The following is a 25,153-nucleotide window of genomic DNA, read 5'->3' as shown; positions in this document are numbered from 1 at the left end:
GCGTGCCAATGCGGCAACGGCAAGCCCGCTCCCGCATTCGCCAGTACCGGCACGCGTCCGTTGCGTGCGATGCGAAAGACACGATCCGCCCCAGTGGAGTCGCTGTGGCGATCCGCTCCGCGGACGGCATTGCCACCCACGGGTTGCCGCGGCGATCGAGGGCGACGCCATCGGGGCGCCCCAACGCGCGGTGCTGCTCGAAGGACCGTTCCTGGAAGATCCACGCAGGCTGCGCCCGATGCCCTCACGCCGGTATCATCGCGACCAGTCCCAGTGCGGGGATCCCGGCCAGCAAGGCGCGCCGTCACATGCTCGCACCGCCGCCGGCGGAACCGGACGACGTCACGCCAGCTTCACCTTCCTCGCCTGTGCCAGCGCATCGATCTCCGCTTCGCTGCAGCCCAGTTCCAGCAGCACCTCGCGGGTATGTTCACCGAGCTTGGGCGCGGTGCCCTTGCGTACGCCGGGCGTGCCGTGCAGCCGGTTGAACAGGCCGATCTCGCGGATCGGACCATGCAGCGAATCGGCCTGGTCGAACACGCGTTGCGATGCCACCGCCCAGTCCTGCGCGAAGAACTCGGGCAGCCATTGCTCCTCGCGTGCGATTTCGCAGGCGACGCCCCCGGCATCGAGATGGTCGAAGGCTTCGCCGGTCTTCCTGCCGGCGAACCAGGCAGCAATGATTTCACCCAGCGCCTCGCGATGCGCCAATCGTGACGCGTGGTCGCGATACTCGCCATCGGCCGCCAGCTCGGGACGGCCGATCGCCTTGGCGAGCGCTGCGAACCCGTCATCGGATTCGCAACAGATGCAGATCCAGCCATCCTCGGTCCGGTACAGGCGGTCCAGTGCGCTGAAGCCCATCTGCGCCTTGTCCATGCGCATGCTCCAGACCACCTCGCGCTCGGCGTCGAGGAAGTGCTCGGAGGTCGTGAACAGGCTCGAACTGACCTGCGGGCATTCCAGGTAGGTGCCCGTCCCGCTGCGCTCGCGATGCTCCAGCGCCGCCAGCACGCCGAACGCGCCGAGGAAGCCGTTGTTGTAGTCCTCGTTGCCGAACACGCTCGGCACCGGGGGATTGCCTTCGCCGCCGCCCTCGTACAGCAGCCCGCAGAAACCGCTGATCAGCGGCGCGAAGCTCTTGAGCTTCGCCTTCGGTCCGCTGGAACCGTAGCCGGGCAGATAGGCATAGACCAGGGCGGGATTGATCGCACGCAGCTGCTCGTAGCCGATGCCGGCCTTGTCGGCCTTGCCCGGTCGCCAGTTGTGCATCACCACATCGGCCTCGGCGACCAGCCGCTGCACCAGCGCCAATCCTTCCGGCGTCTTCAGGTCGATCACGACATCGCGCTTGCCGCGCTGGCAGGCTTCGAACGGATCGGGCAACGGGCGCATCTGGTCACCGGAGGCGGTCTCGACCTTGATCACGTCGGCACCGAGGTCGGACAGCATGCGCGCGGCGTAGCCGCAGGCGAAGAACGAGCTGAAATCGAGCACCTTCAGGCCTTCGAGCGCGGAGCCCACGTCCTCGCCGCGCTTTGCGAAGCCGGGCTGCGGGCGCGCAGCCAGTCCGGCCAGCCGCACGTTGTCGCGACCCACGGCCGGCGCCGGCGCCGGCACCACGGCCGCGATGTTGGAGTAACGTACGGCCGGCGCGGCCTGGTGCAGGGTGCCGTAGTCGGCATCGGCCACTTCGATCCGTTGCTGCATGTGCTCGACCTGGTTGTCGAGCAGCGCTTCCGCCGGCCGCAACACGGGCAGGCAGGCGATATCGGCCTCCTGGAACAAGCGCAGCCACTCCTCGCGCGGCTTGCGTTTCATCGCCTCGTAGAGTTCGACGCGGGCGATCCGGTACTCGTCCTCCGAAAGCGGCACCAGCATCTCCGGCCCGTCCACGTCGCGGATCCGGTCGCCGAACCCGAGCAGATCCATCGTGCGCTTGAACGCACCCGGTCCACCGGTATGTATCTGCATGTACTCGCCGTCGCCGCACTGCACCAGACCGGTGACCAGGCGGGTATGCCCGAAGTTGACGCCCCGGCTGGGATCCTGCAGCTCGCGGTTGATGTAGGACAGCTTCTGCGGATGCGACCACCAGTTCATCGGCGACTGCGCCAGGAACGAATCCAGCAGCGATGCTTCGACCTCCTGGCCGACACCGTTGTGACGGCGCGCGCGCAGCGCGGCCAGGATGTTGATCGCGGCCAGGAACGCCTGGCCGTAATGCAATGCGGGATGGCCGAGATAGAGCGGACCTTCGCGGAACGGACTGCGCTTTTCCAGCATCGCACCCAGCCGTGCGGCCGCCAGCGACTCGCCATAGGGCCGGTCGGCCAGCGGAGTGTCCGCACCATAGGCGGTCAGCGCGCAGACCACCAGCGCCGGGCACTCGCCCGCCAGCGACGCATGATCGAGCCCGCGGCGACGCGCCTGGGCGTCATCGAAGGAATGGATCAGCACGTCGGCGCTGCGCAGCAGCGCGGCCAGGTCGCGCCTGCCCGCTGCGTCGTCGATGTCCAGCTCGATGCTGAGCTTGCCGCGATCCCAGCCTTTGCGGCTGGGCTCGCAGGCGTAGTAGTGCCCGCCCGGCGGTTCGATCTTGATCACCTGCGCACCGTGGTCGGCCAGCAGCACGCCCGCGATCAACCCGGGACGCACCCGCGACACATCCACCACCATCAGGTCCTGCAACGGTCCGGCCATCATCCACCTCCCAACACTGTCGGCGCGGGCGCAGGCACGATGCCGGGCGGCCGCAGATAATCTTGCGTCTTTCCTTGTCCGATCCGCATCAACTCTCGACCGGCCGATCGCTTCCGCGAACATCACCTCCGGCGGCATCGCCTCTCGGGGCATCCCTTCCGGAAGCGGAGAAACCGCGACCCTCGGCGACCAGCCGCTCGAGCAACGGCGCCGGCCGGAAATCGTCGCCATGATCGGGATGCAGTTCGCGTATCCGCGCCAGGATCGTGTCGAGGCCCACGTCGTGCTCGGCCCAGAACATCGGGCCGCCGCGATAGGCCGGCCAGCCGTAACCGGTCACCCAGACCACGTCGATATCGGAAGCGCGCACGGCGATGCCCTCGTCGAGGATGTTGACCGCTTCGTTGACCATCGCGTACAGGCAGCGCTCGAGGATCTCGCCGTCGCCGATCTCGCGCCGCGCGATGCCCTTGCGCGCGGCGAAGTCCAGGATCACCTGCTCCACCAGCGGGGATGGCGTCGGCCTGCGCTGCTCGTCGTAGTCGTAGTAGCCCGCGCCGGTCTTCTGCCCGCGCCGGCCGGTCTCGTTGAGGATCTCGCGCACCGTCGACGAAGACGATCTGGCCGGATCCCAGCCCACGTCCATGCCGGCCATGTCGCGCATCTGGAACGGCCCCATCGGGAAGCCGAAATCGTAGAGCACCTTGTCGACCTGCCACGGCAGGGCGCCTTCCAGGATCAGCTTCTCCGCCTCGCGCTGGCGCTGGGCCAGCATGCGGTTGCCGACGAAGCCGAAGCAGTTGCCGACCACGACGCCGACCTTGCCCAGCCGCTTGGCCACCGCCATCGCGGTGGCGATGGCATCTTCGGCAGTCGCCCTGCCGCGCACGATCTCCAGCAGGCGCATGATGTGCGCCGGCGAGAAGAAATGCATGCCGATCACGTCCCGCGGACGCGAGGTGGCAGCAGCGATCGTGTCGATGTCGAGGTAGGACGTGTTGCTGGCGAGGATCGCGCCGGGCTTGGCGATGGCATCGATGCGCGAGAACAGCGCCTGCTTGATGTCCATCTGCTCGAACACCGCCTCGATGACCAGGTCACTGTCGGCGACATCCTCCAGCGCCAGCGTGCCGTGCAGGCGCGCCAGCCGCGCCTCCACCTGTTTGCCGGTCAGCCGGCCCTTGGCGGCGGTCGCGTCGTAGTTCCTGCGGATCGTCGCAAGGCCGCGGTCGAGCGCCGCCTGCGTCGTCTCCACCAGGGTCACGGGGAAGCCGGCGTTGAGGAACGCCATCGCGATGCCACCGCCCATCGTGCCGGCGCCGATCACCGACGCGCGCTCGACCGGCCGCAGCGGCGTCTCGGCCGGCACGTCGGCGAGCTTGGCGACCCGACGCTCGGCGAAGAACACGTGGCGCTGCGCCTTCGACTGCGGCCCGGCCATCAGCTCGTCGAACAGGCGCCGCTCCTCCTTCAGCGCGGCGTCGAACGGCAGCGCCAGCGCGGCCTCGATGCAGCGGATGTTGTACTCGGGCGCGAGAAAACCGCGAAAGCGGCGCGCGTTGGCCCTGCGGAACGCCTCGATCGCGCCCGGATTCGCGCGCGCTTCCTCGATCTTCGCGTCGAGGTCGCGCACCCGGCGCAGCGGGCGGTCTTCGGCCACGACCCTACGCGCGAACGCGATCGCCTCCGCGCGCAGGGTGGCGTCGTCGGCGAGCGCGTCCACCAGGCCCATCGCGTGCGCCTCGACGGCAGGCACGTGGCGGCCGCTGGTGATCATGTCCAGCGCGGTGTCCACGCCGACGATGCGCGGCAAGCGCTGGGTGCCACCGGCGCCGGGCAGCAGGCCGATGTTGACCTCCGGCAGTCCGCACTTCGCCGAGCGCGCGGCGACGCGGCAGTGCGCGACCAGCGCCAGCTCCAGCCCGCCGCCGAGCGCGGTGCCGTGGATCGCGGCGACCACCGGCTTGGACGCGTTCTCGACCGCGTCCTGCACCTGGCGCAGGATCGGCGCCACCGGCGGCTTGCCGAACTCGGTGATGTCGGCGCCGGCGAAGAACGTGCGGCCCGCGCAGATCAGCACGATCGCCTCGGCCGACGCGTCGGCCAGCGCCGTTTCCACGCCTGCGAGAATTCCGCCGCGCACCGCCGCCGACAGGGCGTTCACCGGCGGCGACTCGATCGTGATCACCGCGATGCCGTTCTCGACCTGGTAACCGGTCACGTCATTGATCTTCATGCGTCCTCGTTGATGTCGTCTTCACTGTGCGCTATGCAGGCCGTACGTCACGGCGTCTGCGCCTGCTGCGCGATCGCCATCCGTGCCTGCTGGCGGACGTAGTGATGGAGTCCTTCGATCTCGTCCTGGCCGAGTTCGGCGTAGCGCGGCATGCCGTTGCCGACCAGAACGCCGTCGTGCAGCACCGCGCGCAGGGTCTCGACGGCCAGCGGCATGCCGGCCTTGCGCAGGTCCGGCGCGGCGCCACCGGAGCGCAGGTTGGGGCCATGGCAGATGGTGCAGCGTTGCGCATAGATCTGGGCGCCCAGCGCGGCCTTGCGGTCGTCGATCGCGAGATCCTCGAGATCCAGGAACGGCAGCGGCGTGCGATCGGCCGGCGGCAACGAGGCGCCGCCGTCGAGCTTGAAGGTCAGCACCCGCCGCTTCTGCGCGTAGTAGTCCCAGTCGTGCGACGCGCCCGATGGCCCGCTCAGGCGCCAGCCCGACAGCACGGTGACGTACTGCACGCCGTCGACCGCATAGCTGATCGGTTGCGCCATCACCCCGTTGCCGGCATCGAACGACCACAGCTTGCGGCCGCTGTCGGCGGCATAGGCGGCCAGCTCGCCTTCCACGTTGCCCTGGAACACGAGGTTGCCGGCAGTGGCCAGGATCGCACCGTTCTTGCTGCCGGTCAGCGGCACCGACCATGCCGCCTTCTGTGCCACCGGATCCCAGGCCAGCAGCGAATTGCCACCCGGCGGTACCGTGATCTCCGGCGGTGCGCGGCCGGTACCGGTGTTGATCATCTGCCCGGGCGTGAACTGCCAGCGGCTCAGGTCGCCTTCGGCATCGATGTAGACCCGGCCCTGCTCGATGGCCGGGATGTAGACCAGCCCGGTGCGCGGGCTGTAGGCGCTGGCCTCGACGCTGTGCGCGCCGACCGGCGACGGGAACACCACCGCAGGACGGCCGCCGGGATAGCGCGCTTCCGGATGCTCGACCGGCCGACCGGTCGCGAGATCGATGCGTTCGGCCCAGGTCACGTTCCGGACGAACTTCTCCGCCGACAGCAGGCGGCCGTCCTCGCGGTCGATGACATAGAAGAAGCCGTTCTTGGGCGCGGTCATCAGCACCTTGCGCGCCCGGCCGTCGACGTCCAGCTCGGCCAGGTGCATGTCCATCGCGGCGTTGTAGTCCCAGGTCTCGCCGGGATTGATCTGGTAATGCCAGACGTACTCGCCGGTATCGGCATCGAGCGCGATCACCGAACACAGGAACAGATTGTCGCCGCCGTCGGGGCTGCGGATCTTCTGGTTCCAGGGCGCACCGTTGCCGGTGCCGATGTAGAGCCGGTTGAATTCCGGATCGTAGGCCATCGCATTCCAGACCGTACCGCCGCCACCGAACTTCCACCATTCGCCGGTCCAGGTGTCGGCGGCCATCTCCATCGCGGCATTCTCGAAGCCGTCGTCCGGATTACCCGGCACGGTGTGGAAACGCCAGAGCTGCTCTCCGGTGTCGCCGTCGTAGACGGTCACGTAGCCGCGTACCGGCGCGAAATCGGCGCCGCCGTGACCAATCGCGACCTTGCCGTCGAATACCCACGGCGCGCCCGAGATGTAGCGGCCATCCTCGGGCTCGAGCGTCTGCACGCTCCACAGCTCCTCGCCGCTGGCCGCATCGAGCGCGATCAGCCGGCCGTCGATGGTGCCGGTGTAGATGCGCCCGGCATCGTGGGCGATGCCGCGGATGCCCCAGGCCGCGCGCATCCGCTCGCCGGACGCCTCTTGCGCCTCGGGGTCGTACTTCCACAGCAGGCGGCCGGTGCGCGCGTCCATCGCATGCACCACGCTGTAGCCGACGCCGAAATAGAGCACGCCGTCGATCGCCAGCGGTGCGCTGAATGCATTCGGCCGCACGTCGATGTCGTACGACCATGCCAGACCGAGCTGCTGCACGTTGCCATCGTCGATCTGGTCGAGGCGGCTGTAGCGGCTTTCGGACACGTCGCCGCCATAGCCTGTCCAGTCCTCGCCCGAACCAATCGTCCCGGCGGCGTCGATGCCCCGGTCCGTCCCTGCCGTGTCGCCGTTCCGGCACGCTGTCGCGGCCAGCAGTGCCAGGACGCACGACATGGCGGCCAGGACGGCGACACCACGGCTGTACAGCGACCCCTTCGCAGGGACCGCTGCATCGCCGGCATGGTTCATTTTGACTCTCCGGCCGGCCCTGCCACGGCCTTGTCGGCATCGGCCGCGATGGCCGCTCGCGCCTCGCGGCGGATGTAGTGCACCAGGCCCTCGACCTCGCTGTCGGGCATCTCCTCGAACTGCGGCATGCCGCGCGGGACCAGTGCGCCCTGCTGCAGCACCGCGCCCAGCGCCTCGGCGTTCAGCGCGGTGCCGCCGCGGCGCAGATCCGGAGCCGCGCCGCCGGAAATCAGCCGTGGACCATGGCAGACATGGCAGTTGCGATGGAAGACCTCGCGGCCGATCTCGGCCTTGGCCTCGTCGATTACCAGGCTCGGATCGTCCAGGTACGGGAGCGGGGCGTTCTCCGCCGCGGGCAACGACGCCTCGCCATCGAGCACGAAGGTCAACACGCGGCGCTTCTGGGTGTAATAGTTCCATTCCTGCGCCAGCCCGCTGGCGCCGGTGCCGCGCCAGCCGGCGAGCACGGTGATGTACTGCTTGCCGCCCGCCAGGTAGGTGATCGGCTGCGCGGCCACGCCGACCTGGGCATCGAACGACCACAGCTTCTTGCCGGTATCGGCGGCGTAGGCGCTGAGCTCGCCGGTGACCTGGCCCTGCAACACCAGATTGCCGCCGGTGCTGAGCACTGCGCCGTTCTGCATGCCGGTCAGCGGCACTTCCCACACGCGCCGCTTGCCCACCGGATCCCAGGCCTGCAGGTAACTGCTCGGCGGCGGCTGCGGCGGGATATTGGCCGGCGCCGGACCGATCCCCGAGCTCACGCGCATGCCGGGCGGATGGGTCCAGCTCTCCAGGTTCGGCGGGTCGGAGTACACCGTGTAGGACTCGCTGGTGGGCAGGTAGACCAGTTTGGTCTTGCGGCTGAACGACATCGCCGCGACCGGATGCGCGCCCCACTGGCCCGGGTAGCCGATGAAGTAGCCATCGCGATAGCGGGCGTTGGGATGCTCCACCGGGCGCCCGGTGGCCAGGTCGATGCGTTCGGCCCAGGTCACGGTGTTGGCGAACTGATCGGCCGAGATCAGCGTGCCGTCCTTGCGGTCGAGCACGTAGAAGAAGCCGTTCTTCGGCGCGTGCAGGATGACCTCGCGCGGCTGTCCGTCGATCTCCAGCTCGGCCAGCTCGATGTCCATGTTGGAGTTGTAGTCCCAGGTCTCGCCCGGGTTGGTCTGGTAGTGCCAGATGTACTCGCCGGTGTCGGCATCGAGCGCGACGATCGAGGCCAGGAACAGGTTGTCGCCGCCCTGGGGGCTGAAGATCTTCTGGTTCCACGGCGAAGCGTTGCCGGTGCCCAGGTAGATCCGGTTGTACTTCTCGTCGTAGGCCATCGCGTGCCAGACCGTGCCGCCGCCGCCGAACTTCCACCATTCGCCGGTCCAGGTCCCGGCTGCCATCTCCATGGCCTCGCTCTCGAAGCCGTCGGCCGGGTTGCCCGGCACGGTGTGGAATCGCCAGGCCTGCTCGCCGGTCCTGGCGTCGTAGGCGGTGACGTAGCCGCGCACCGGCGAGTAGTCCGCGCCGCCGTGGCCGATGATGACCTTGCCGTTCATGATCCACGGCGGGCCGGTGATGTAGCGGTAGTCTTCGGGATCGACCGTCATCGCCGTCCACTTCAGGCTGCCGTCGCGCGCGTCGAGCGCGATCAGCCGGCCGTCCAGGGTGCCGGCGAAGATCGTGCCTTCCCAGTAGGCCAGGCCGCGGATCGGCCAGCCGGCGCGCAGCTTGTGCCGCGCCGCGCCGTAGACGTCGGGATCGTATTGCCACAGCAGTTCGCCCGTCTGCGCGTCCATCGCGTGGATCACGCTGTGGCCGACCGGGAAGTACAGGATGCCGTCGATCGCCAGCGGCGTGGCCAGGCCGTTCATCGTCACCGGCAGGTCGTACGACCAGGCCAGGCCCAGCCGCGCGATGTTGCCGTCGTTGATCTGTTCGAGGGGGCTGTAGTGGTTCTCGCTGGAATCGCCGCCGAAGCTGCTCCAGTCGGCGCCGGCGACGGACCCGGAGGCACGGCCGGCGTCCGCGGCCGGCTCGTCGGCACAGCCGGTCAAGGCGGAAAGGACGAACATGGAGACGGTCAACGCCGCCGTACCGATCACTCTCTTGTACAGGCCTGACACTGGATGGCACTCCCTCTTGCTGGCTGGCTGGACGGAACCTCGGCCCCGCTGACGTGGTGGCAACCCATGGGAGTGGCCGGCCTGGCGGCGGATCGCGCTCGCCGGCGAAAACCGGCTTGCAGGACCATCGACACCGCGGACTTCCTCCCAGGCTCCGCAGATCCCCGCCATCGGCAAGCGAAGGACAGGGCGGTTACTTTTTATACCATTGTGCAGTTTCTTTCCACACCGTCCAACGACATCCGTCGCGGCGCCCGGCGCCGGCCCGTCCGCCCCGGCATGACGCAGGCCCCGTTGGTCCGGCCCGCAAATGCCCGCAGCGGCGGGTCGGCCCCACGCGGTGGCCGCGCCTGGTTTCCGGGTCGGAGCCACGCCTCCGACGCCTCGTGTCCGCGCGCCGGATGCCGGCAACGTCGCCCCGGCCTGCTGTTCTCGAGCGGCGGTTTCCACCATTCGATGCTTGACGCGACGCCAGGGCCGTCATCCGCCGATGGTCCGGTCGGTCGGCCAGTAGCGCCGCTTGAGCGACTTCTTGTTGATCTTGCCCATGGCGTTGCGACCGATGTCGTCGTGGAATTCATATGAACGCGGGCACTTGTAGCCGGCCAGGTGCTGCCGGCAGAACTGGTTCAGGACTTCCGGCGCCACCGGAAAATCCGCGTGCCTGGGCACGACCAGCGCCTTGACCTCCTCGCCCATCTCCTTGTTCGGCACGCCGATGACGACCGCGTCGGCGACTTCCGGATGCTGCAGCAGCACCTGCTCGACCTCGGCCGGATAGATGTTCACGCCGCCGCTGACGATCATGTCGGAGACGCGGTCGGTGATGTACAGATAGCCCTCGTCGTCGACATGGCCGACCTCGCCCAGCGTGAACACGCCCGGCGCAACGTGCGCCTCGGCGGTCTTGGCCGGATCGTTGCGGTAGACGATGCCGCGGCCGGTGGCGTCGCGGAAATAGACCTGGCCGGTGCGGTTGGGGCCGAGCTCGCTTCCGTCCTCGGACAGGATCACCACTTCGAACGGGGCGACCGCACGTCCGACCGAGCCCGGCCTGCGCAACCACTCCTCGGACGTGATCATGTTGGTGGTGCCGGCTTCGGTACCGCCATAGGCTTCGACCAGTACCGGCCCGAACCATTCGATCATCCGGCGCTTGACGTCCGCCGGGCAGGCGGCACCGGTATGCGCCATCCGTTTCATCGACGACACGTCGTAGCGCGCACGCACCTCGTCGGGCAATGCCAGCAGGCGCTGGAAATGCGTCGGCACCATCACCGTGGCTTCGATCCGTTCGTCGTGGATCGTCTTCAACAGGCGCTCGGGATCGAACGCGTCCATCGTCATCAGCGGGCAGCCGCCCAGCAGTGCGCGCACCATCGTCAGCGGACCGGTGTGGTACAGCGGGCCTGCCACCACGCCCGGCCCCTGCGGCAGCAGCGCCGAACGCTCGCGCTGCTTCGCGACGTACCCGGCAACGGTCTCGGCCGGCGGAAAATACGCCGGCGGCGTTTCCGTCGCCTTCGGCGTGCCGGTGGTGCCGGAGGTGTAGTGCAGGTGCGGCAGCGGCTTCATGCCGGTCGGCGCCGGCTGTGCGGACGATGCGGCCAGCCATGCCTCCCAGGCGATCACGCCGGGCGTCGGCGGACAACGCCAGCCGATGACCGTGCCGATGCCGACGCGGCTCGCGGCTTCGAGGCCGACATCGAGCGTGTCCGGACCGACGAACGCCACGCGCGCGCCCGAATCGTCGAGGATGTAGACCAGCTCGTCCACGGTGAGGTGGTAGTTGACCGGTACGCTGGACGCGCCTGCGAGCAGGCAGCCGGCATACGCGACCACGGTTTCGGCGCAGTTGCCCGCGAACACCGCCACCCGGCGCTGCTCGCCCAGGTCCAGCGACAGCAACGCATTGGCCAGGCGGTCGAGCAGCGGATCAAGATCCGCCCATGAGAGCCGCACGCGCTCGTCCGCCAGCGCCAGCGCGCGCAGGCGTTCCGGGGAGTACCCCGAGACAACCAGGGACATGTTCTGTTTCCCTCCTGCTGTTACGTTTTCGGTATTTTCGGGCTGCGGCACTGGCGACCGGGGTCCGCGATGGCGGTTTCGGCTCGCAGGATCGACGGGCCGAGATAACGCAGCGACAGGCGCATTGCGACCAGCGCGATGGCGAAGCAACTCACGATCACGATCATCAACGAGGTCCCCAGGCGGGCCTCGTCCTTGAACACGAAGTCGGTGAGCGCACCGACCAGCGCCGGACCGGCGCCCATGCCCAGCGTGGTGAACACGAACAGGAACATCGCGATCAGTTGCCCGCGGATCGCATTTGGCGCCAGCAGCGCGATGATCGACGAGACATAGACCATGAACGGCACGGTGATGAACTGGACCAGGCAGTACAGGCCGAGGAAGACCCAAGGATCGGAAACCACGAACAGCAGCACCACCGCCGGCGCCAGCAGGTACATCAGCCAGCTGTAGAAGCGCATGTGCGCGTCCTTCATGCCGCGTCCGAACAGGCGGTCGACGATGCGGCCGTTGACCACCAGCCAGACCGCGGAGGCGATGTTCATCACACTCAGCGCCGGGCCGTACTGCATCGGCGCCCAGCCGAAGTGCCGCGAGAGGTAGGTCGGCACCCACGAGGTCAGGCTGTAGCCGCACAGCGCCAGCGCCGAGAAACACACAAGCATCAAGCCGATCAGGCGCCAGTTGGCGCGCAGGAAGATGCGCAGCAGTCCTTCGTCGCCGCCGTTCGCGACCGCGACGCCGCGACGCGGCGGTTCGCGGAAGGTGAACACCAGCGCAGCCAGCACCACGCCCGGCAGGCCGACCATCACCATCACCCGCTGCCACGCCTCGAGGTCGCCCAGCAGCGACCAGCTGATCCCGCGCGCATGCAGCGACTCGGCGTAGGTGATCGCCACCGCGCCCAGGCCGAACGCCGCCGCCGACCCGACCTTGCCGCCCATCTGGAAGGTCGACGCGGCGGCCGTCAGCCGGTCGCGCGGGAATTCGTCGGCCAGCAGCGAGTACGCCGCGGGGATCAGGCAGGCCTCGCCGACGCCGACCATGACCCGCGCCACCAGCAGGCCCTCGAACGATTGCGCCAGGCCGCACGCGGCCGTGGCCAGGCCCCAGACCGTCACCCCGAAGAACACGATCCAGCGCCGCGGCCAGCGGTCGACCGCCCAGCCCAGCGGAAGACCGAACAGCGCGTAGAACACCGCAAATGCCGGACCGAGCAGCAGGCTCATCTGGAAATCGGTCAGAGCCAGGTCGAGCTTGATCGGCTCGACCAGCATGCTGATGATCAGCCGGTCCAGCCACGAGAACACGTACAGGGCGAACAGCACCGACACCATCCACCAGCTGCTGAATCCCACCCGGCTCCGCACCGGCGCCGCACCTTTCGACTCGTAGGACATCCGCAGCCCCTCCCAAGGCCGGCACCGCGCCGGCGTTGCCGGCACGGGCGTGATTCAGACGGAATCAACTCAAGACAGCATCAATTCAAAACGGCATCAACGCAGCGGCTTGCCTGTGTACTCTTCGATCTTCAACTTGCCCAACTGCGCCATGTGGACTTCATCGGGACCGTCGGTCAGGCGCACGTAGCGGTTGGTCAGGAACAGGCCTGCGATCGGCGTATCGCCGCTGACGCCCTTGCCGCCGTGCGCCTGCAACGCGCGGTCGCCAACCAGTTGCGCCATCTTCGGCGCGACGATCTTGATCGCCGCGATCAGGTCCCTGGCGACCTTGTTGCCATGTCGGTCCATCGCATCGGCCGCCTTCAACGTCAGCAGGCGCGCCTGTTCGATCTCGCAGAACGAAAGCGCCACGTCCTGGCGGATGCTGCCCTGCTGCGACAGCTTGCGGCCGAACGCGACCCGCTCCTCCACCCGGTGCGCCATGTACTCGAGCATCCGTTGCGCCTGCCCGATCGACCGCATGCAGTGGTGGATGCGCCCCGGACCGAGGCGGCCCTGGGCGATCTCGAAACCGCGCCCTTCGCCGAGGATGAGGTTCTCCTTCGGCACCCGCACGTCGTTGAAGCGCAGCTCGGCATGCCCGCCTGGCGAGTGGTACTGGCCGAACACGCTCAGCGGCCGCACGATCTCCACGCCCGGCGTGTGGTGCGGCACCAGGATCATCGAATGACGCTGGTGCCTGGCCCCTTCCTCGAAGGTCCTGCCGAACACGATCAGCAGCTTGCAGCGCGGATCCATCGCACCGGAAATCCACCACTTGCGTCCGTTGACGACGTAGTCGTCGCCGTCGGCGACGATGCTCGTCTCGATGTTGGTCGCGTCCGACGACGCCACCTGCGGCTCGGTCATCACGTAGGCCGAGCGGATCGCGCCGTCGAGCAGCGGCCTGAGCCAGCGTTCCTGCTGTGCGGGCGTGCCGTACTTGGCCAGTACTTCCATGTTGCCGGTGTCGGGCGCATTGCAGTTGAAGAATTCTGAGCCGCCGCCGACCCGGCCCATCAGCTCGGCCAGCGGCGCGTACTCCAGATTGGTCAGGCCCGGGCTCCAGGGCGCGTACTCGTGCGGCAGGAACAGGTTCCACAGCCCGGCATCGCGTGCGGCCTGCTTGACCTTCTCCACGCCGGGCCACGGTTGCCAGAGATTGGCCGGATCGTGCAGCCAGGCCTCACGCTGCCTCTCGATCGGATAGACATGCTCGTCGAGGAACGCCTCCAGCCTGGCGATCAGGTCCTTGACCTTGGCGGAATATTCGAAGTCCATCGGACGCTTCCTCCCGGAAAAACGGTTGCAGATCTGGCACCGGGATCACTGCTGCGCAAATCACCGGTGCGGTGTTCTGGTGTCGCGACACTAGAGGGTCAGGCCGCCATCGACGACGATGGTCTGCCCGGTGACGTAGGCCGACAGCGGCGAGGCCAGGAACAGCGCAACCCCGGCCATGTCCGCGGGCAGGCCGAACCTGCCCAGCGGAATCTTCGACAGTGCGCGTTCGCGGCGTTGCGGATGTTCGGTGGTGATCGCGGTCAGCTTGGTCTCGACCATGCCCGGCGCGATGCCGTTGACGCGGATCCCGCGCGGCGCCCAGGCCTGGCCCAGGGTCCGGGTCAGGCTGACCGCACCGGCCTTGGACGCGGCGTAGGCCGGCGTGCCCACGGTCGCCATGTAGGCGGCGATCGAGCTGACCACGATCACGCTGCCGCGGCTGCTTTCCAACTGCTGCTCGAAGCGGCGCGCGCAATGCAGCACGCTGTCGAGGTTGATCGCCATCACCTCGTCCCAGCCGACGCGCTCGAATTCCTGGCGTTTGTACAGCACCGTGCCCTGCGACAGCACCAGTACATCGAGGGTGTCGAACGGCAGCGGTGCCGCCGCGATCGCATCCGGATCGGACACGTCCACCTGCGTGTAGCCGAGTCCCTCCAGATCCGACCCCGCGCTACCGGCGTAGTCCTGCGCACCGGCGCGCGTTCCCCAGACATGCACCTGCGCGCCGCGCGTGTGGAATTCGTGCGCGATGCCGTTGCCGATGCCGCTGGAGCCCCCGACCACCAGCACGGTCCTGCCGCTGAAATCCAGTTCGAGATCCACTTCGCTCATCCTTCCATCCCCTTCGCTCAGGCCGCGTCCAGCCAACGCAACGCGCGTTTGAACAATCCGACCGCCCGTGCGTGCAGCAGGTCCCCGGTATCGCGCGGCGCCTGCCCGGCGCAGGCGCGCGCATGGGTGCCTTCCAGCAGGATGCCGAGCTTGTAACAGGCCAATATCCCGTACCAGCCGATCGCCGTCAGGTCGCGTGTACTGTGCTTGCGGTAACGGGCGACCAGTTCGTCCGCGGTCGGGAACCCGATCCACGGCTTGACGCTGGAGGTTTCGGCGAACGCGGGATCGGGCCAGGTCGCCAGCACCCAGCCCAGGTCGACCAGCGGGTCGCCGATGGTCGCCAGCTCCCAGTCGATGATCGCCGCCAGCTCCGGGCCGTCATGGCGATACATCACGTTGGCCAGGTGGTAGTCGCCATGCTGAATGCCCGGCTCGAACGTCACCGGGCGATGCGCGTCCAGCCAGTCGGCCACACGCTCGACACCCGGCAATCCCGCGATCCCGGTCCAGCCGGGCAGCTTGGCATAACCGTCCAGATGGGAACGCCAGCGCGATACCTGACGCTCCAGAAAGCCCTCGGGCCGACCGAAATCGGACAGGCCCAACGCCACATGGTCCAGCGCTCCGAGCCTGGCGATGCCTTCCACCAGCGCCAGCCCCATGCGGTGCTGGATCGCGGCCGAACCCGCGTGCAGTTCCGGCAGGCCGCCGGTCGGATTGAAGCCGTCGACCGGCTCCATCAGGTAGAACGCCGCACCGAGCACCGCGGTATCTGCGCAGGCGGCGATCAGGCGCGGATGCGGAACGTCGGTCCCGGCCAGCGCGGCGAGCACGCGCGCCTCCCGGCGCATGGCCTCGTTGGAACTGTCGCGCAGGTGCATCGGGGGGCGCCGCAACACGTAGCCGATACCGGAGCGATCGAAGCGCAGCAGGATGTTCTGGGTGCCGCCAGGCAGGCGCTGCACGTTCTGCAACGGGCCCGTTCCGAGTCCTTGCGCGTCCATCCAGACGGTCAGTGCGGCGATGTCGAGATGTCGATCAGGGGGTGGCGTTGCCTGGTTCACACGGAGTAGCATCCCGATTAATTCAGATGGATAATGCACTCGTTCAATCTTCTCCGCAATGGTATTTTTGCACCCATGGTCAGATTAGGTCCGAAGCAGAACGGTTCTGCCGCCGCCTACATCAAGCGCGTGGCGCGGCGCCTGTTCGCCGAACGCGGGGTCGACGGCGTCACCGTCCGCACCATCGCCGAGGCCGCGGGACAGAAGAACCACGGCGCGGTGGGCTACCACTTCGGTTCCAAGGAAGCGCTGGTCCGCGAGATCGTGCTCGATGGCGCGGTGCTGATCGACCGTCGCCGCCAGGGCGCTCTCGACCGGCTCGAACACGACGGCGGGCCGCACGACATCCGCGAGGTGGTGGACGTACTGATCCATTCGGCGCTGAACATGGACGAGGATGAGGACGGCGACGGCCGGGGGGACGGCGAAGACACCTATATCCGCTTCATCACCATGCTCGGCATGACCCATCGCGAGCTGTTCCTGGACGCGCTGGAAGGCCGCTGGAACGCCGGCTACCTGCGTTGCCTGGAGCACCTGCGCCGGCTGATGCCGCCGATGCCGCCCGCGCTCAAGAACCAGCGCTTCGTTTTCATGGGCGCCTACCTGAGCTCGATCCTGTCGATGCGCGAAGCGGCGATGACCGATCCGCTGCGCACGCATCCGGTCTGGTCCTCGCCGCGCACGATCGAACACCTCGCGGTGACGCTGAGCGCGCTGCTGCAGGCGCCGGCCCCCGCCGCACATGATGTCGACGACGACCAGCGCATCGCCGGCAGCGATGCCGGCAGCGAAATGATTCCGCGACCGGAGGCCTGGTGAAACGGTACTGTCGAGTCCGGCGTCGAATGGCCACCCACCGTCCCCCCGGACGGTCGTAAGCACGCGGCAGACATGTCGGAAGAAGGGTTGGGAGGCCAGTGATGCAGCATCGAAGCGATTTCCGCGAAGATAACGACGCCATGCTCAAGGCCGCGCTGCTGGCGGCGCCGCAGCATGCGCTGCTGGCCGAGGCCACGCGCCTGCGCGACCAGGGCCACGGCCGCCTGCAGGGCTATTCGCCCAAGGTGTTCATCCCGCTGACCCAGCTGTGCCGCGATCGCTGCCACTACTGCACGTTCTCGCGTCCGCCCGGCCGCGACCACAAGGCGTTCCTCGCGCCGGACGAAGTCCTGGCCATCGCCCGCGCCGGCCGGCGCGCCGGTTGCGTCGAGGCGCTGTTCACGCTCGGCGAGAAGCCCGAGCTGCGCTACCCGCACGTGCGCGAGGAACTGGCCCGGCTCGGCCATGGCAGCACGCTGTCGTACCTGGCGGCGATGTGCGAGCGCGTGCTCGACGAAACCGGCCTGCTGCCGCACGTCAACGCCGGCACCATGGACCGCGAGGACATGGCGATGCTGCGCGGGGTGTCGGTCTCACAGGGACTGATGCTGGAAACCACCGCCGACCGCCTCGGCGAACGCGGCGGTCCGCACTACCTGTCGCCGGACAAGGTGCCGGCGCTGCGGCTGGAGACGATCCGGCTGGCCGGCGAGCTGGCGGTGCCGTTCACCAGCGGCATCCTGATCGGCATCGGCGAGACCCGCGGCGAACGCATCGATGCGCTGTTCGCGTTGCGCGACCTGCATGCCCGCTACGGGCATCTTCAGGAAATCATCGTGCAGAACTTCCGCGCCAAGCCGCGCACGCCGATGGCGCGCCACGCCGAACCCGGCCTCGATGAGCTGCTGTGGACGCTGGCCGCGGCACGCATCGTGTTCGGCCCGCAGATGAACCTGCAGGCGCCGCCGAACCTCAGTCCGGAGGTGTTCCCGCGACTGCTCGGCGCCGGCATCAACGACTGGGGCGGGATTTCGCCGGTCACCCTCGACCACGTCAATCCCGAAGCGTCGTGGCCGCAGATCGAGCGCCTGCGCGCGGCCACCGCCACCGAAGGCCGCATCCTGGTCGAGCGGCTGCCGGTCTACCCGGCCTACGTCCGCGATTGCACGCGCTGGCAGGATCCGGCCGTCGCCGCCCGCGTGCTGCAAGCCAGCGACGCCAGCGGCTGGCTGCGCGACGACGCCTGGAATCCGGGCGCCGACCTGCTGCCGACGCTGCGTGCACCGGCGGCGGGACTGGCCCCGGATCCGGCCATCGAGGCATTGCTGGCGCGCGTCGCCGGCGGCGAGGCGCTGGACGAGGACGCCATCGCACGCCTGTTCGAGGCCCGCGACGTGGACGTGGAGCTGATCTGCGCCGAGGCCGACCGGCTGCGCCGGGCCGAGTGCGGCGACACCGTGACCTACGTGGTCAACCGCAACATCAACTACACCAACATCTGCAGCTACAAATGCGGGTTCTGCGCCTTCTCCAAGGGCAGCACCGACGATGCGCTGCGCGGCAAGCCCTACGACCTGGACCTGGCCGAAGTGATCCGACGCAGCCTCGAAGCGCAGGCGCGCGGCGCCACCGAGGTCTGCCTGCAGGGCGGCATCCACCCGCACTACACCGGCGACACCTATCTCAACCTCGCGCGCGCGATCCGCGCCGCGGCGCCGGACCTGCACATCCACGCCTTCTCGCCGCTGGAAGTCGCGCAGGGCGCGGCTACGCTCGGCCTGACGGTGGAAGACTTCCTGCGCAGGCTCAAGGACGCCGGACTCGACACCCTGCCCGGCACCGCCGCCGAGATCCTCGACGACGAGGTGCGCGCGATCCTGTGTGCCGACAAGCTCGACACCGCGCAATGGCTGCACGTGATCGAATCGGCGCACCGGATCGGCTTCCGGACCACCGCCACGATCATGTTCGGCCACGTCGACAACCCGCGGCACTGGGCGCGGCATCTGTTGCGCATCCGTGCGCTGCAGGCGCGTACCGGCGGTTTCACCGAGTTCGTGCCACTGCCGTTCGTGCACCGCGAGGCGCCGATCGCACTGCGCGGGCGCGCCCGCAAGGGACCGACCTTCCGCGAGGTCCGGCTGATGCATGCCATCGCCCGGCTGGTCCTGCACCCGCTGATCCGCAACATCCAGCTGTCGTGGGTCAAGCTCGGTCCGGCCGGCGCGCGCATCTGCCTGGACGGCGGGGTCAACGACCTCGGCGGCACGCTGATGAACGAGAGCATCTCGCGCGCTGCCGGCGCACGGCACGGCCAGGAAATGCCGCCGGAAGCGATGGAGGCGCTGATCCTGTCTGCCGGCCGCACCCCGCGGCAACGCAACACCCTCTATGGCGCCGTCGCGCCGGAACAGCACGCACGCGCATTTGCCGCCGCACCGCTGGCGCCGCTGGTGCAGACGCCGCCACGCACCCGCAAGACGTCATCCCGCCCGGCCCAGGCCGGACACCCAACCCGTGAGATCCCCGTCGATGTCCAATCCCTCCCCGTCGAAGCCGTCGCCGTTGAATCCTGAGCTCCCGGTCATCGCCGTGCTCGGCGGCGCCGGCAAGCAGGGCAGCGGCCTTGCCCTGCGCTGGGCCCATGCCGGCCATCGGGTCGTCATCGGCAGCCGCACGCCCGAGCGCGCGGCCGCCGTCGCCGCCGAACTCAACGCCCTGCTCGGCGAGGAGCGCGTGCAGGGCAGCGACAACCGCGACGCTGCGCACCAGGCCGGCATCGTGGTACTGGCGGTGCCGTTCGCGGCACAGCGCGCCACCGCCGAGGAAGTCCGCGACGCGCTCGACGGCAAGCTGCTGATCGACGTCACCGTGCCGCTGGTGCCGCCGAAGGTCGGCCGCGTGCAACTGCCCGATGGCAAGTCCGCGGTCGAGGCCATCCAGGTCCTGCTCGGCGATGCGACCCGCGTGGTCTCGGCGTTCCAGAACGTCTCCGCTCACCACCTCAGGAAGATCGGCCACGAGATCGACTGCGACGTGCTGGTCTGCGCCGACGACAAGGCCGCCGGCGAGCAGGTGGTCGAACTGGCGCACGCCATCGGCATCCGCGCCTGGTACGCCGGCCCGCTGGCCAACTCGGTGGTCGCCGAAGGCCTGACCTCGGTGCTGATCTCGCTGAACCAGCGCTACAAGGTGCCGGGCGCCGGCATCCGCATCACCGGCATCGGCTGACGGTCCCGCCATGGCCCCGCTCGCGCAGCTGTCGCTGACCGCGCTGCCCGGCATCCCCCGGGTCCGCGCCGGCGACGACCTGGCCGCCGTGCTCGGCGACGCGCTCGATGCCGCCGCGCTGCTGCCGGCCGCCGGCGACGTGCTGGTCCTGGCGCAGAAGATCGTGTCCAAGGCCGAAGGCCGGCAGATCGCGCTGGCCACGGTCACGCCGTCGCAGGCCGCGCTGGAGCTGGCCGCGCGCACCGGCAAGGACCCGCGCCTGGTCGAGCTGATCCTGTCGGAGACCGACGAGGTCATGCGCGTGCGCGACGGACTGCTGATCGTCCGCCACCGCCGCGGCTGGGTGCTGGCCAACGCCGGCATCGACCAGTCCAACATCGAAGGCGAAGACCAGGCGCTGCGGTTGCCGCGCGATCCGGATGCGTCGTGCGCGGCGCTGCGCGAACGCCTGCGCGAACGCTACGGCGTCGACATCGCGGTGATGGTGATCGACAGCTTCGGCCGCGCCTGGCGCAACGGCACCATCGGCACGGCGATCGGCGCCAGCGGCCTGCCGGGCCTGCGCGACCTGCGTGGCCGTCCGGACCTGTTCGGCCGCCCGCTGCTGACTTCCGAACTCGGCCATGCCGACGAGATTGCCGCCGCCGCCTCGCTGCTGATGGGCCAGGCCGACGACGGCCTGCCGGCCGTACTGTTGCGCGGGCTGCCGCGGCCGGAACGCGACGGCAATGCCGCCGAACTGGTGCGCAGCCGCGCACAGGACCTTTTCCCGTGAGCCGCGTCCCATGAGCCGCGACGGACACTTCCTCGCGCTCGCCGGCGGCGTCGGCGGCGCCAAGCTCGCCAACGGTCTGACCCAGGTGCTGGCAGCGGATGCGCTGACCATCGTCGTCAACACCGGCGACGACTTCGAGCATCTCGGCCTGCATGTCAGTCCCGACATCGACAGCGTGACCTATGCGCTGGCCGGGCTGAACGACCCGGTCCGCGGCTGGGGGCTGGCCGGCGAAAGCTGGAACGCGATGCGCGCGGTCGCGCGGCTCGGCGGGCCGGACTGGTTCGCGCTCGGCGACCACGACCTCGCCACCCACCTGCTGCGCAGCCAGCGCTTGCGCGCCGGCGAGACGCTGTCGCAGGTCACCGCGGCCTTCGCCCGCCGGCTCGGCATCGGTCACCGCATCGTGCCGATGAGCGACGACCCGGTGCGCAGCGTCGTCGACACCGACGAAGGCCCGCTGCCGTTCCAGGATTACTTCGTCCGTCGCCGCTGCGAGCCCGCGTTCCGCGGCATCGGCTTCGACGGCATCGCCGATGCGCGACCGGCCGTCGGTTTCCTCGATGCGCTGGCTGATCCGCAACTGCGCGCCATCGTGCTGTGCCCGTCCAACCCGCTGCTGAGCTTGCGCCCGATCCTGTCGCTGCCGGGCGTCGACGAGCGCCTGCGTGCGCGCCGCGTTCCGGTGGTCGCGGTGTCGCCGTTCGTCGGCGGCGATGCGGTCAAGGGACCGGCCGCCAAGATCCTGCGCGAACTCGGCGTGCCGGTCACCCCGGAAGGCCTGCTGTCCTTCTACGACGGCCTGGTCGATGCGCTGGTGGTCGACGCCTGCGACGCGGATTGGGCCAGTTGCAGCCGGTTGTCGGCGCTGGCCACCGATACCCTGATGCGCGACCCCGGGGACCAGGCACGGTTGGCTCGCGAAGTCCTCGCCTTCATCGACGACCTCCCAGGCCGGAGCGCAGGCGCATGAACCTGCGCGTGCTGATTCCGGTTCGGTCGTTCGAGGACGGCAAGCAACGGCTGTCCTCACGGCTGTCCCCGCTCCAACGGCAGGTGCTGAACGCGCGCCTGTGCCGGCACCTGTTCGGCGTGGTCCTGGCGGTGGTGCCCGCGCGCCACTGCATCGTCGTCAGCCGCTCGCAGGAAGTGCTGGAACTTGCACGCCGTCAAGGCATGCAGGCGCTGCTGGAAGACGCGCCGGGCGGGCTCAACCCGGCGCTGGAACAGGCCGCGGCGCTGGCCGCCGCGCAGGGCGCCGACGCGGTGCTGTCGTTGAGCTGCGACCTGCCGCTGTTGCAGGCCGACGATCTGCACGCGCTGATCGCACGCATCGCGCCGCGCCGCGTGACGCTGGGCTCGGACCACACCTGCACCGGCACCAATGCGCTGCTGGTGTCGCCACCGGGCGCGATCGCCTACCGCTATGGTCCCGACAGCCGCGCCCTGCATCGCGAAGCCGCCTGCGCGGCCGGCCTGGCCTTCGAGGCGATCCACCGTCCCGGCATCGCAACCGATGTCGATACGCCCGCTGACCTGGACGCGCTGGGCGCGCAGTCCGGGGCCTGGACGGCAGAGACGGACGGGGCGGCTCCCGCCCCGGCCCTCCCCAGCCTGCGGGTGAGAGGGCTCGTATCGTGCGTCGGGACATAGGCGAGCTCGGAATCCCTGTATCCACTCCCTCCCCGCAGGCTGGGGAGGGCTGGAGTGGCGCCCGACGCGAGGGCTCCTTCAGCGGATCACAGCCCCGGCAGCAGCTCGCGCAGCGGCATCCCCTCGTCAGCCAGCCGGGCGGGATCCGGAGATGCACGCGAGACCACCAGCTTCCTGGCGACCATGAACTCCTGCGCGCGACCGACCGTCTCCGCCGCGATCAGTCGCCCGTCGCGCAGATGGAAGACCGAGACATCCCGTCCCGAGGCCGGATCCCCGCGCACTACGCTGCGGTCGGCCTCGACCGCCATGCCGACCATCTGCAGCTTGAGCGCGTATTGCTCGGACCAGAACCACGGCACCATGTCGTAGGGCTCCTCGCGACCGAGCAGGTTGCGGGCCACGCAGCGCGCCTGCTCCATCGCGTTCTGCACCGACTCCAGGCGCACATGTCCGCCCAGGAAAGGGCTGGGGTGGCGGGTGCAATCGCCGGCCGCGAAGATCGCCGGATCGCCGGTGCGCCCGCAGGCGTCGACCACGATGCCGTCATCGACCTCGAGCCCGGCCTCGCGCGCGAGCGCCGTCGCGGGAACCAGGCCGATACCGACGACCACCAGGTCGGCCGCGATCGTCCCGCCCCCGGCCAGCCGCACCCGCGCGATCACGCCACGCTCGCCCTCCAGCGCGGCCACCGACGCGCCGGTGCGCAGGTCGACGCCGGCCTCGCGATGGATGCGTTCGAAGAAGGTCGATACCGGCGTCGAGGCCACCCGCGCCAGGACCCGCGGCTGCGCTTCGAGCAGCGTGACTTCCAGGTCCTGCTGACGCAGCGCCGCGGCCACCTCCAGGCCGACGAAACCACCGCCGACGATCGCCGCGCGCCGTCCCGGCGCACATTGCGCGCGGACGCGGTCGGCATCGGCGATCGTGCGCAAGGTAAAGACGTTGCGCAGTTCCGAGCCCGCGACCGGCAACGGCCGTGCGCCGCCGCCCGTGGCCAGGACCAGCGCGCCATAATCGAGCGATCGGCCGTCGTCGAGCCGCAGCCGCCGCGGCGCACGCTCGATCGCTGTCGCCCGGCGGCCGCCGATGAACTCGATCCCCGCCGCGCGCAGGCGTTCGGCCGCCATCACCCACAGCGCCTCCGGCGTGGACCGCCCCAACAGGTAGTCCTTCGACAGCGGCGGCCGCCGGTACGGTGGATGCGACTCCTCGCCGACCAGGGTCACGCGCCCCGTGTAGTTCTGCCTGCGCAGCTCCAGCGCCGCCTCGCAGCCGGCCTGGCCGGCACCGACCACGACCACGCTTGCCGGCATTTCGCTCATGCGCCGGCTTCCAGCGCGCGGCGCATGCGCGAACGCCCGAATGCGAACAGCAGCACGGCTGGCAGCAGCACGATGAACACGGTCAGCACCAGGGAATCGCCCACCCGCATCTCGTCGGCCAGCAGCCGGTCGGTGATCCAGCCCACCAGCGTCGGGCCCAGCGCCATCCCGACCAGCCCGGTGGTCAGCACGTACACCGCCGACACGCGCCCGCGCAGCGCCTGCGGCGTGACCACCTGCACGACCGCGGGCCCCATGCTGGCGGTCGACATGATCAGCGTCATGTAGGCCGCGAATCCGGCGCAGGCCAGCCATGCGCTGCCGGACAGGAACCCGGCGATGGCGCACGGCGCCGCCAGCAGCACCGTCAGCATGCACCAGTGCAGATGCGCATCCCGGCGCCCGCGGCGGAACAGCCGGTCGACCACCCAGCCATGCAGTGGCAGCGAGCATGCCGCGCCGATCTGGATCAGGCCCAGCGCCACGCCCGTCCGCGCCGGCTCCCAGCCGTGGACGCGCATGAAGTAGCTCGGTGCCCACAACTGGAAGCCGATCGTCACCGCATAGGCCGCCCCGAAGCCAAGGAAGATCGAAGCGAACAGGCCGCGGCGCCGGGCCAGGAAGCGCAGCGCCTCGCCGTAGCCGATCGAGGCGGCGGCCGGTCGCGCGCGGCGCCCGGGCTCGCGGAACCAGAACACCATGAATGCCATCGCCACGCCGGGCAGGCCGGTGATCAGGAAGACCTGCTGCCAGGGCTCGAGCACGCCCAGCAGCGGCAGATGCAGATCGCCGGCGCGCATCACCGCGGCGACCAGCGGGCCGCCGAGCAGGAACACGATACCCGCGCCCATGACCCCGCCCATCACGAAGATGGACATCGCCATCCCCACCCGCTGCGGCGGGAAACTGTCGCCGATGATCGAATAGGCGCCGGTGCCGAAGCCCGACTCGCCCGCGCCCACGACTGCGCGCGCGGCGAACAGCGCGGTGAAGTTCTTCGCCAGCCCGCAGGCCGCCGCCGCCAGGCTCCAGACCATCACCGACACGAACAGCACGCCGCGGCGGCTGAAGCGATCCAGCGCGATGCCGGCCGGGATCGCGCACAGGCAGAACAGCAGCGCGAACGCCGGCCCCTGCAGCAGGCTCATCTGCAGGTCGCTGAGCCCGAGGCTGGCTTTGATCGGTTCGACCATCAGCGCGATGATGTAGCGGTCGGTCAGCGACAGGATGTACAGCAGGAACAGCACCGCAACCGTCAGCCAGCCGGTCAGCGGCGGCGGATAGTCGACCGCATCCGCATCCGCCGCCACGGCCGGCGGCGGTCCTGCATGGGCTCGCGTTGCGTCGGTCATTCGGTCTCTCCTTCCGATGCCGGCCCGCGATCGACCCGGCCCCCTGATTCGTTGCCCCGACCCGCAGGTCTGTCGCGCCCAGGTCG

17 protein-coding genes are annotated in these 25,153 nt (G+C 69.3%); 6 read left to right on the top strand and 11 right to left on the bottom strand.

Annotated features, from left to right (window positions below; translation table 11 throughout):
* Positions 1-342 precede the first annotated feature (342 nt).
* The 9 genes from JMO03_RS08915 to JMO03_RS08875 all read right to left on the bottom strand — a co-directional run bounded on the left by JMO03_RS08915 (position 343) and on the right by JMO03_RS08875 (position 15,909).
* Entirely contained in the window at positions 343-2,703 is a 2,361-nt protein-coding gene (locus tag JMO03_RS08915; protein ID WP_202842597.1) for a CaiB/BaiF CoA-transferase family protein, read from the bottom strand.
* 88 nt (positions 2,704-2,791) lie between these two features.
* Positions 2,792-4,939 carry a 3-hydroxyacyl-CoA dehydrogenase NAD-binding domain-containing protein gene (locus JMO03_RS08910; RefSeq protein WP_202842595.1) on the bottom strand — a complete coding sequence of 716 codons (2,148 nt, stop codon included), beginning with the start codon at positions 4,937-4,939 and terminating at the stop codon, positions 2,792-2,794.
* Between the two features lie 47 nt (positions 4,940-4,986).
* The gene (locus tag JMO03_RS08905) at positions 4,987-7,131 is read right to left on the bottom strand and encodes a PQQ-dependent dehydrogenase, methanol/ethanol family (protein WP_202842593.1); all 2,145 of its coding nucleotides are present in this window, start codon (positions 7,129-7,131) and stop codon (positions 4,987-4,989) included.
* Positions 7,128-9,200 carry a PQQ-dependent dehydrogenase, methanol/ethanol family gene (locus tag JMO03_RS08900; RefSeq protein WP_202842590.1) on the bottom strand — a complete coding sequence of 691 codons (2,073 nt, stop codon included), beginning with the start codon at positions 9,198-9,200 and terminating at the stop codon, positions 7,128-7,130. The genes JMO03_RS08905 and JMO03_RS08900 overlap by 4 nt, the downstream gene beginning before the upstream one ends.
* A 531-nt stretch (positions 9,201-9,731) precedes the next feature.
* A complete protein-coding gene (locus JMO03_RS08895) occupies positions 9,732-11,279 on the bottom strand; it encodes an AMP-binding protein (RefSeq protein WP_202842588.1) in 1,548 nt (515 codons plus the stop codon).
* A gap of 20 nt (positions 11,280-11,299) precedes the next feature.
* The gene (locus JMO03_RS08890) at positions 11,300-12,682 is read right to left on the bottom strand and encodes an MFS transporter (protein ID WP_202842587.1); all 1,383 of its coding nucleotides are present in this window, start codon (positions 12,680-12,682) and stop codon (positions 11,300-11,302) included.
* A gap of 96 nt (positions 12,683-12,778) precedes the next feature.
* Entirely contained in the window at positions 12,779-14,005 is a 1,227-nt protein-coding gene (locus JMO03_RS08885; RefSeq protein ID WP_202842586.1) for an acyl-CoA dehydrogenase family protein, read from the bottom strand.
* Positions 14,006-14,095: 90 nt separating this feature from the next.
* Positions 14,096-14,842, bottom strand: a complete 747-nt coding sequence (locus JMO03_RS08880) for an SDR family NAD(P)-dependent oxidoreductase (protein WP_202842585.1) — start codon at positions 14,840-14,842, stop codon at positions 14,096-14,098.
* Positions 14,843-14,859: 17 nt separating this feature from the next.
* Positions 14,860-15,909: a phosphotransferase family protein gene (locus JMO03_RS08875; RefSeq protein WP_337926385.1), complete on the bottom strand. Its 1,050-nt coding sequence runs from the start codon at positions 15,907-15,909 to the stop codon at positions 14,860-14,862.
* Positions 15,910-15,984: 75 nt separating this feature from the next.
* Between JMO03_RS08875 and JMO03_RS08870 the strand changes: the two genes are divergently transcribed.
* The 6 genes from JMO03_RS08870 to cofC all read left to right on the top strand — a co-directional run bounded on the left by JMO03_RS08870 (position 15,985) and on the right by cofC (position 22,390).
* A complete protein-coding gene (locus tag JMO03_RS08870; RefSeq protein WP_202842581.1) occupies positions 15,985-16,731 on the top strand; it encodes a TetR/AcrR family transcriptional regulator in 747 nt (248 codons plus the stop codon).
* Positions 16,732-16,832: 101 nt separating this feature from the next.
* Complete coding sequence (cofH, locus tag JMO03_RS08865) at positions 16,833-19,307, top strand: 5-amino-6-(D-ribitylamino)uracil--L-tyrosine 4-hydroxyphenyl transferase CofH (protein WP_202842579.1); 2,475 nt, start codon at positions 16,833-16,835, stop codon at positions 19,305-19,307.
* A complete protein-coding gene (npdG, locus tag JMO03_RS08860) occupies positions 19,297-19,962 on the top strand; it encodes an NADPH-dependent F420 reductase (protein ID WP_202842577.1) in 666 nt (221 codons plus the stop codon). Before cofH ends, npdG begins: the two co-directional genes overlap by 11 nt.
* 10 nt (positions 19,963-19,972) lie before the next feature.
* Positions 19,973-20,737: a coenzyme F420-0:L-glutamate ligase gene (cofE, locus tag JMO03_RS08855; protein ID WP_202842575.1), complete on the top strand. Its 765-nt coding sequence runs from the start codon at positions 19,973-19,975 to the stop codon at positions 20,735-20,737.
* 10 nt (positions 20,738-20,747) lie between these two features.
* Positions 20,748-21,710: a 2-phospho-L-lactate transferase gene (gene cofD, locus JMO03_RS08850; protein WP_202842573.1), complete on the top strand. Its 963-nt coding sequence runs from the start codon at positions 20,748-20,750 to the stop codon at positions 21,708-21,710.
* Positions 21,707-22,390, top strand: coding sequence for a 2-phospho-L-lactate guanylyltransferase (cofC, locus tag JMO03_RS08845; protein WP_202842571.1), 684 nt, complete (start codon positions 21,707-21,709; stop codon positions 22,388-22,390). Before cofD ends, cofC begins: the two co-directional genes overlap by 4 nt.
* An 86-nt stretch (positions 22,391-22,476) precedes the next feature.
* Here the strand turns inward: cofC and JMO03_RS08840 are convergent, their stop codons facing one another.
* Together JMO03_RS08840 and JMO03_RS08835 are read right to left on the bottom strand one after the other, a co-directional pair.
* On the bottom strand, positions 22,477-23,715 hold the full coding sequence (locus JMO03_RS08840; RefSeq protein WP_202842569.1) for an NAD(P)/FAD-dependent oxidoreductase: 1,239 nt from the start codon (positions 23,713-23,715) through the stop codon (positions 22,477-22,479).
* On the bottom strand, positions 23,712-25,067 hold the full coding sequence (locus JMO03_RS08835) for an MFS transporter (RefSeq protein ID WP_202842567.1): 1,356 nt from the start codon (positions 25,065-25,067) through the stop codon (positions 23,712-23,714). Before JMO03_RS08835 ends, JMO03_RS08840 begins: the two co-directional genes overlap by 4 nt.
* Between the last annotated feature and the right edge of the window lie 86 nt (positions 25,068-25,153).

Source organism: Luteimonas saliphila (assembly GCF_016774335.1).
Classification (GTDB): domain Bacteria; phylum Pseudomonadota; class Gammaproteobacteria; order Xanthomonadales; family Xanthomonadaceae; genus Luteimonas; species Luteimonas saliphila.
This window is presented reverse-complemented; position numbering and strand designations above follow the sequence as displayed.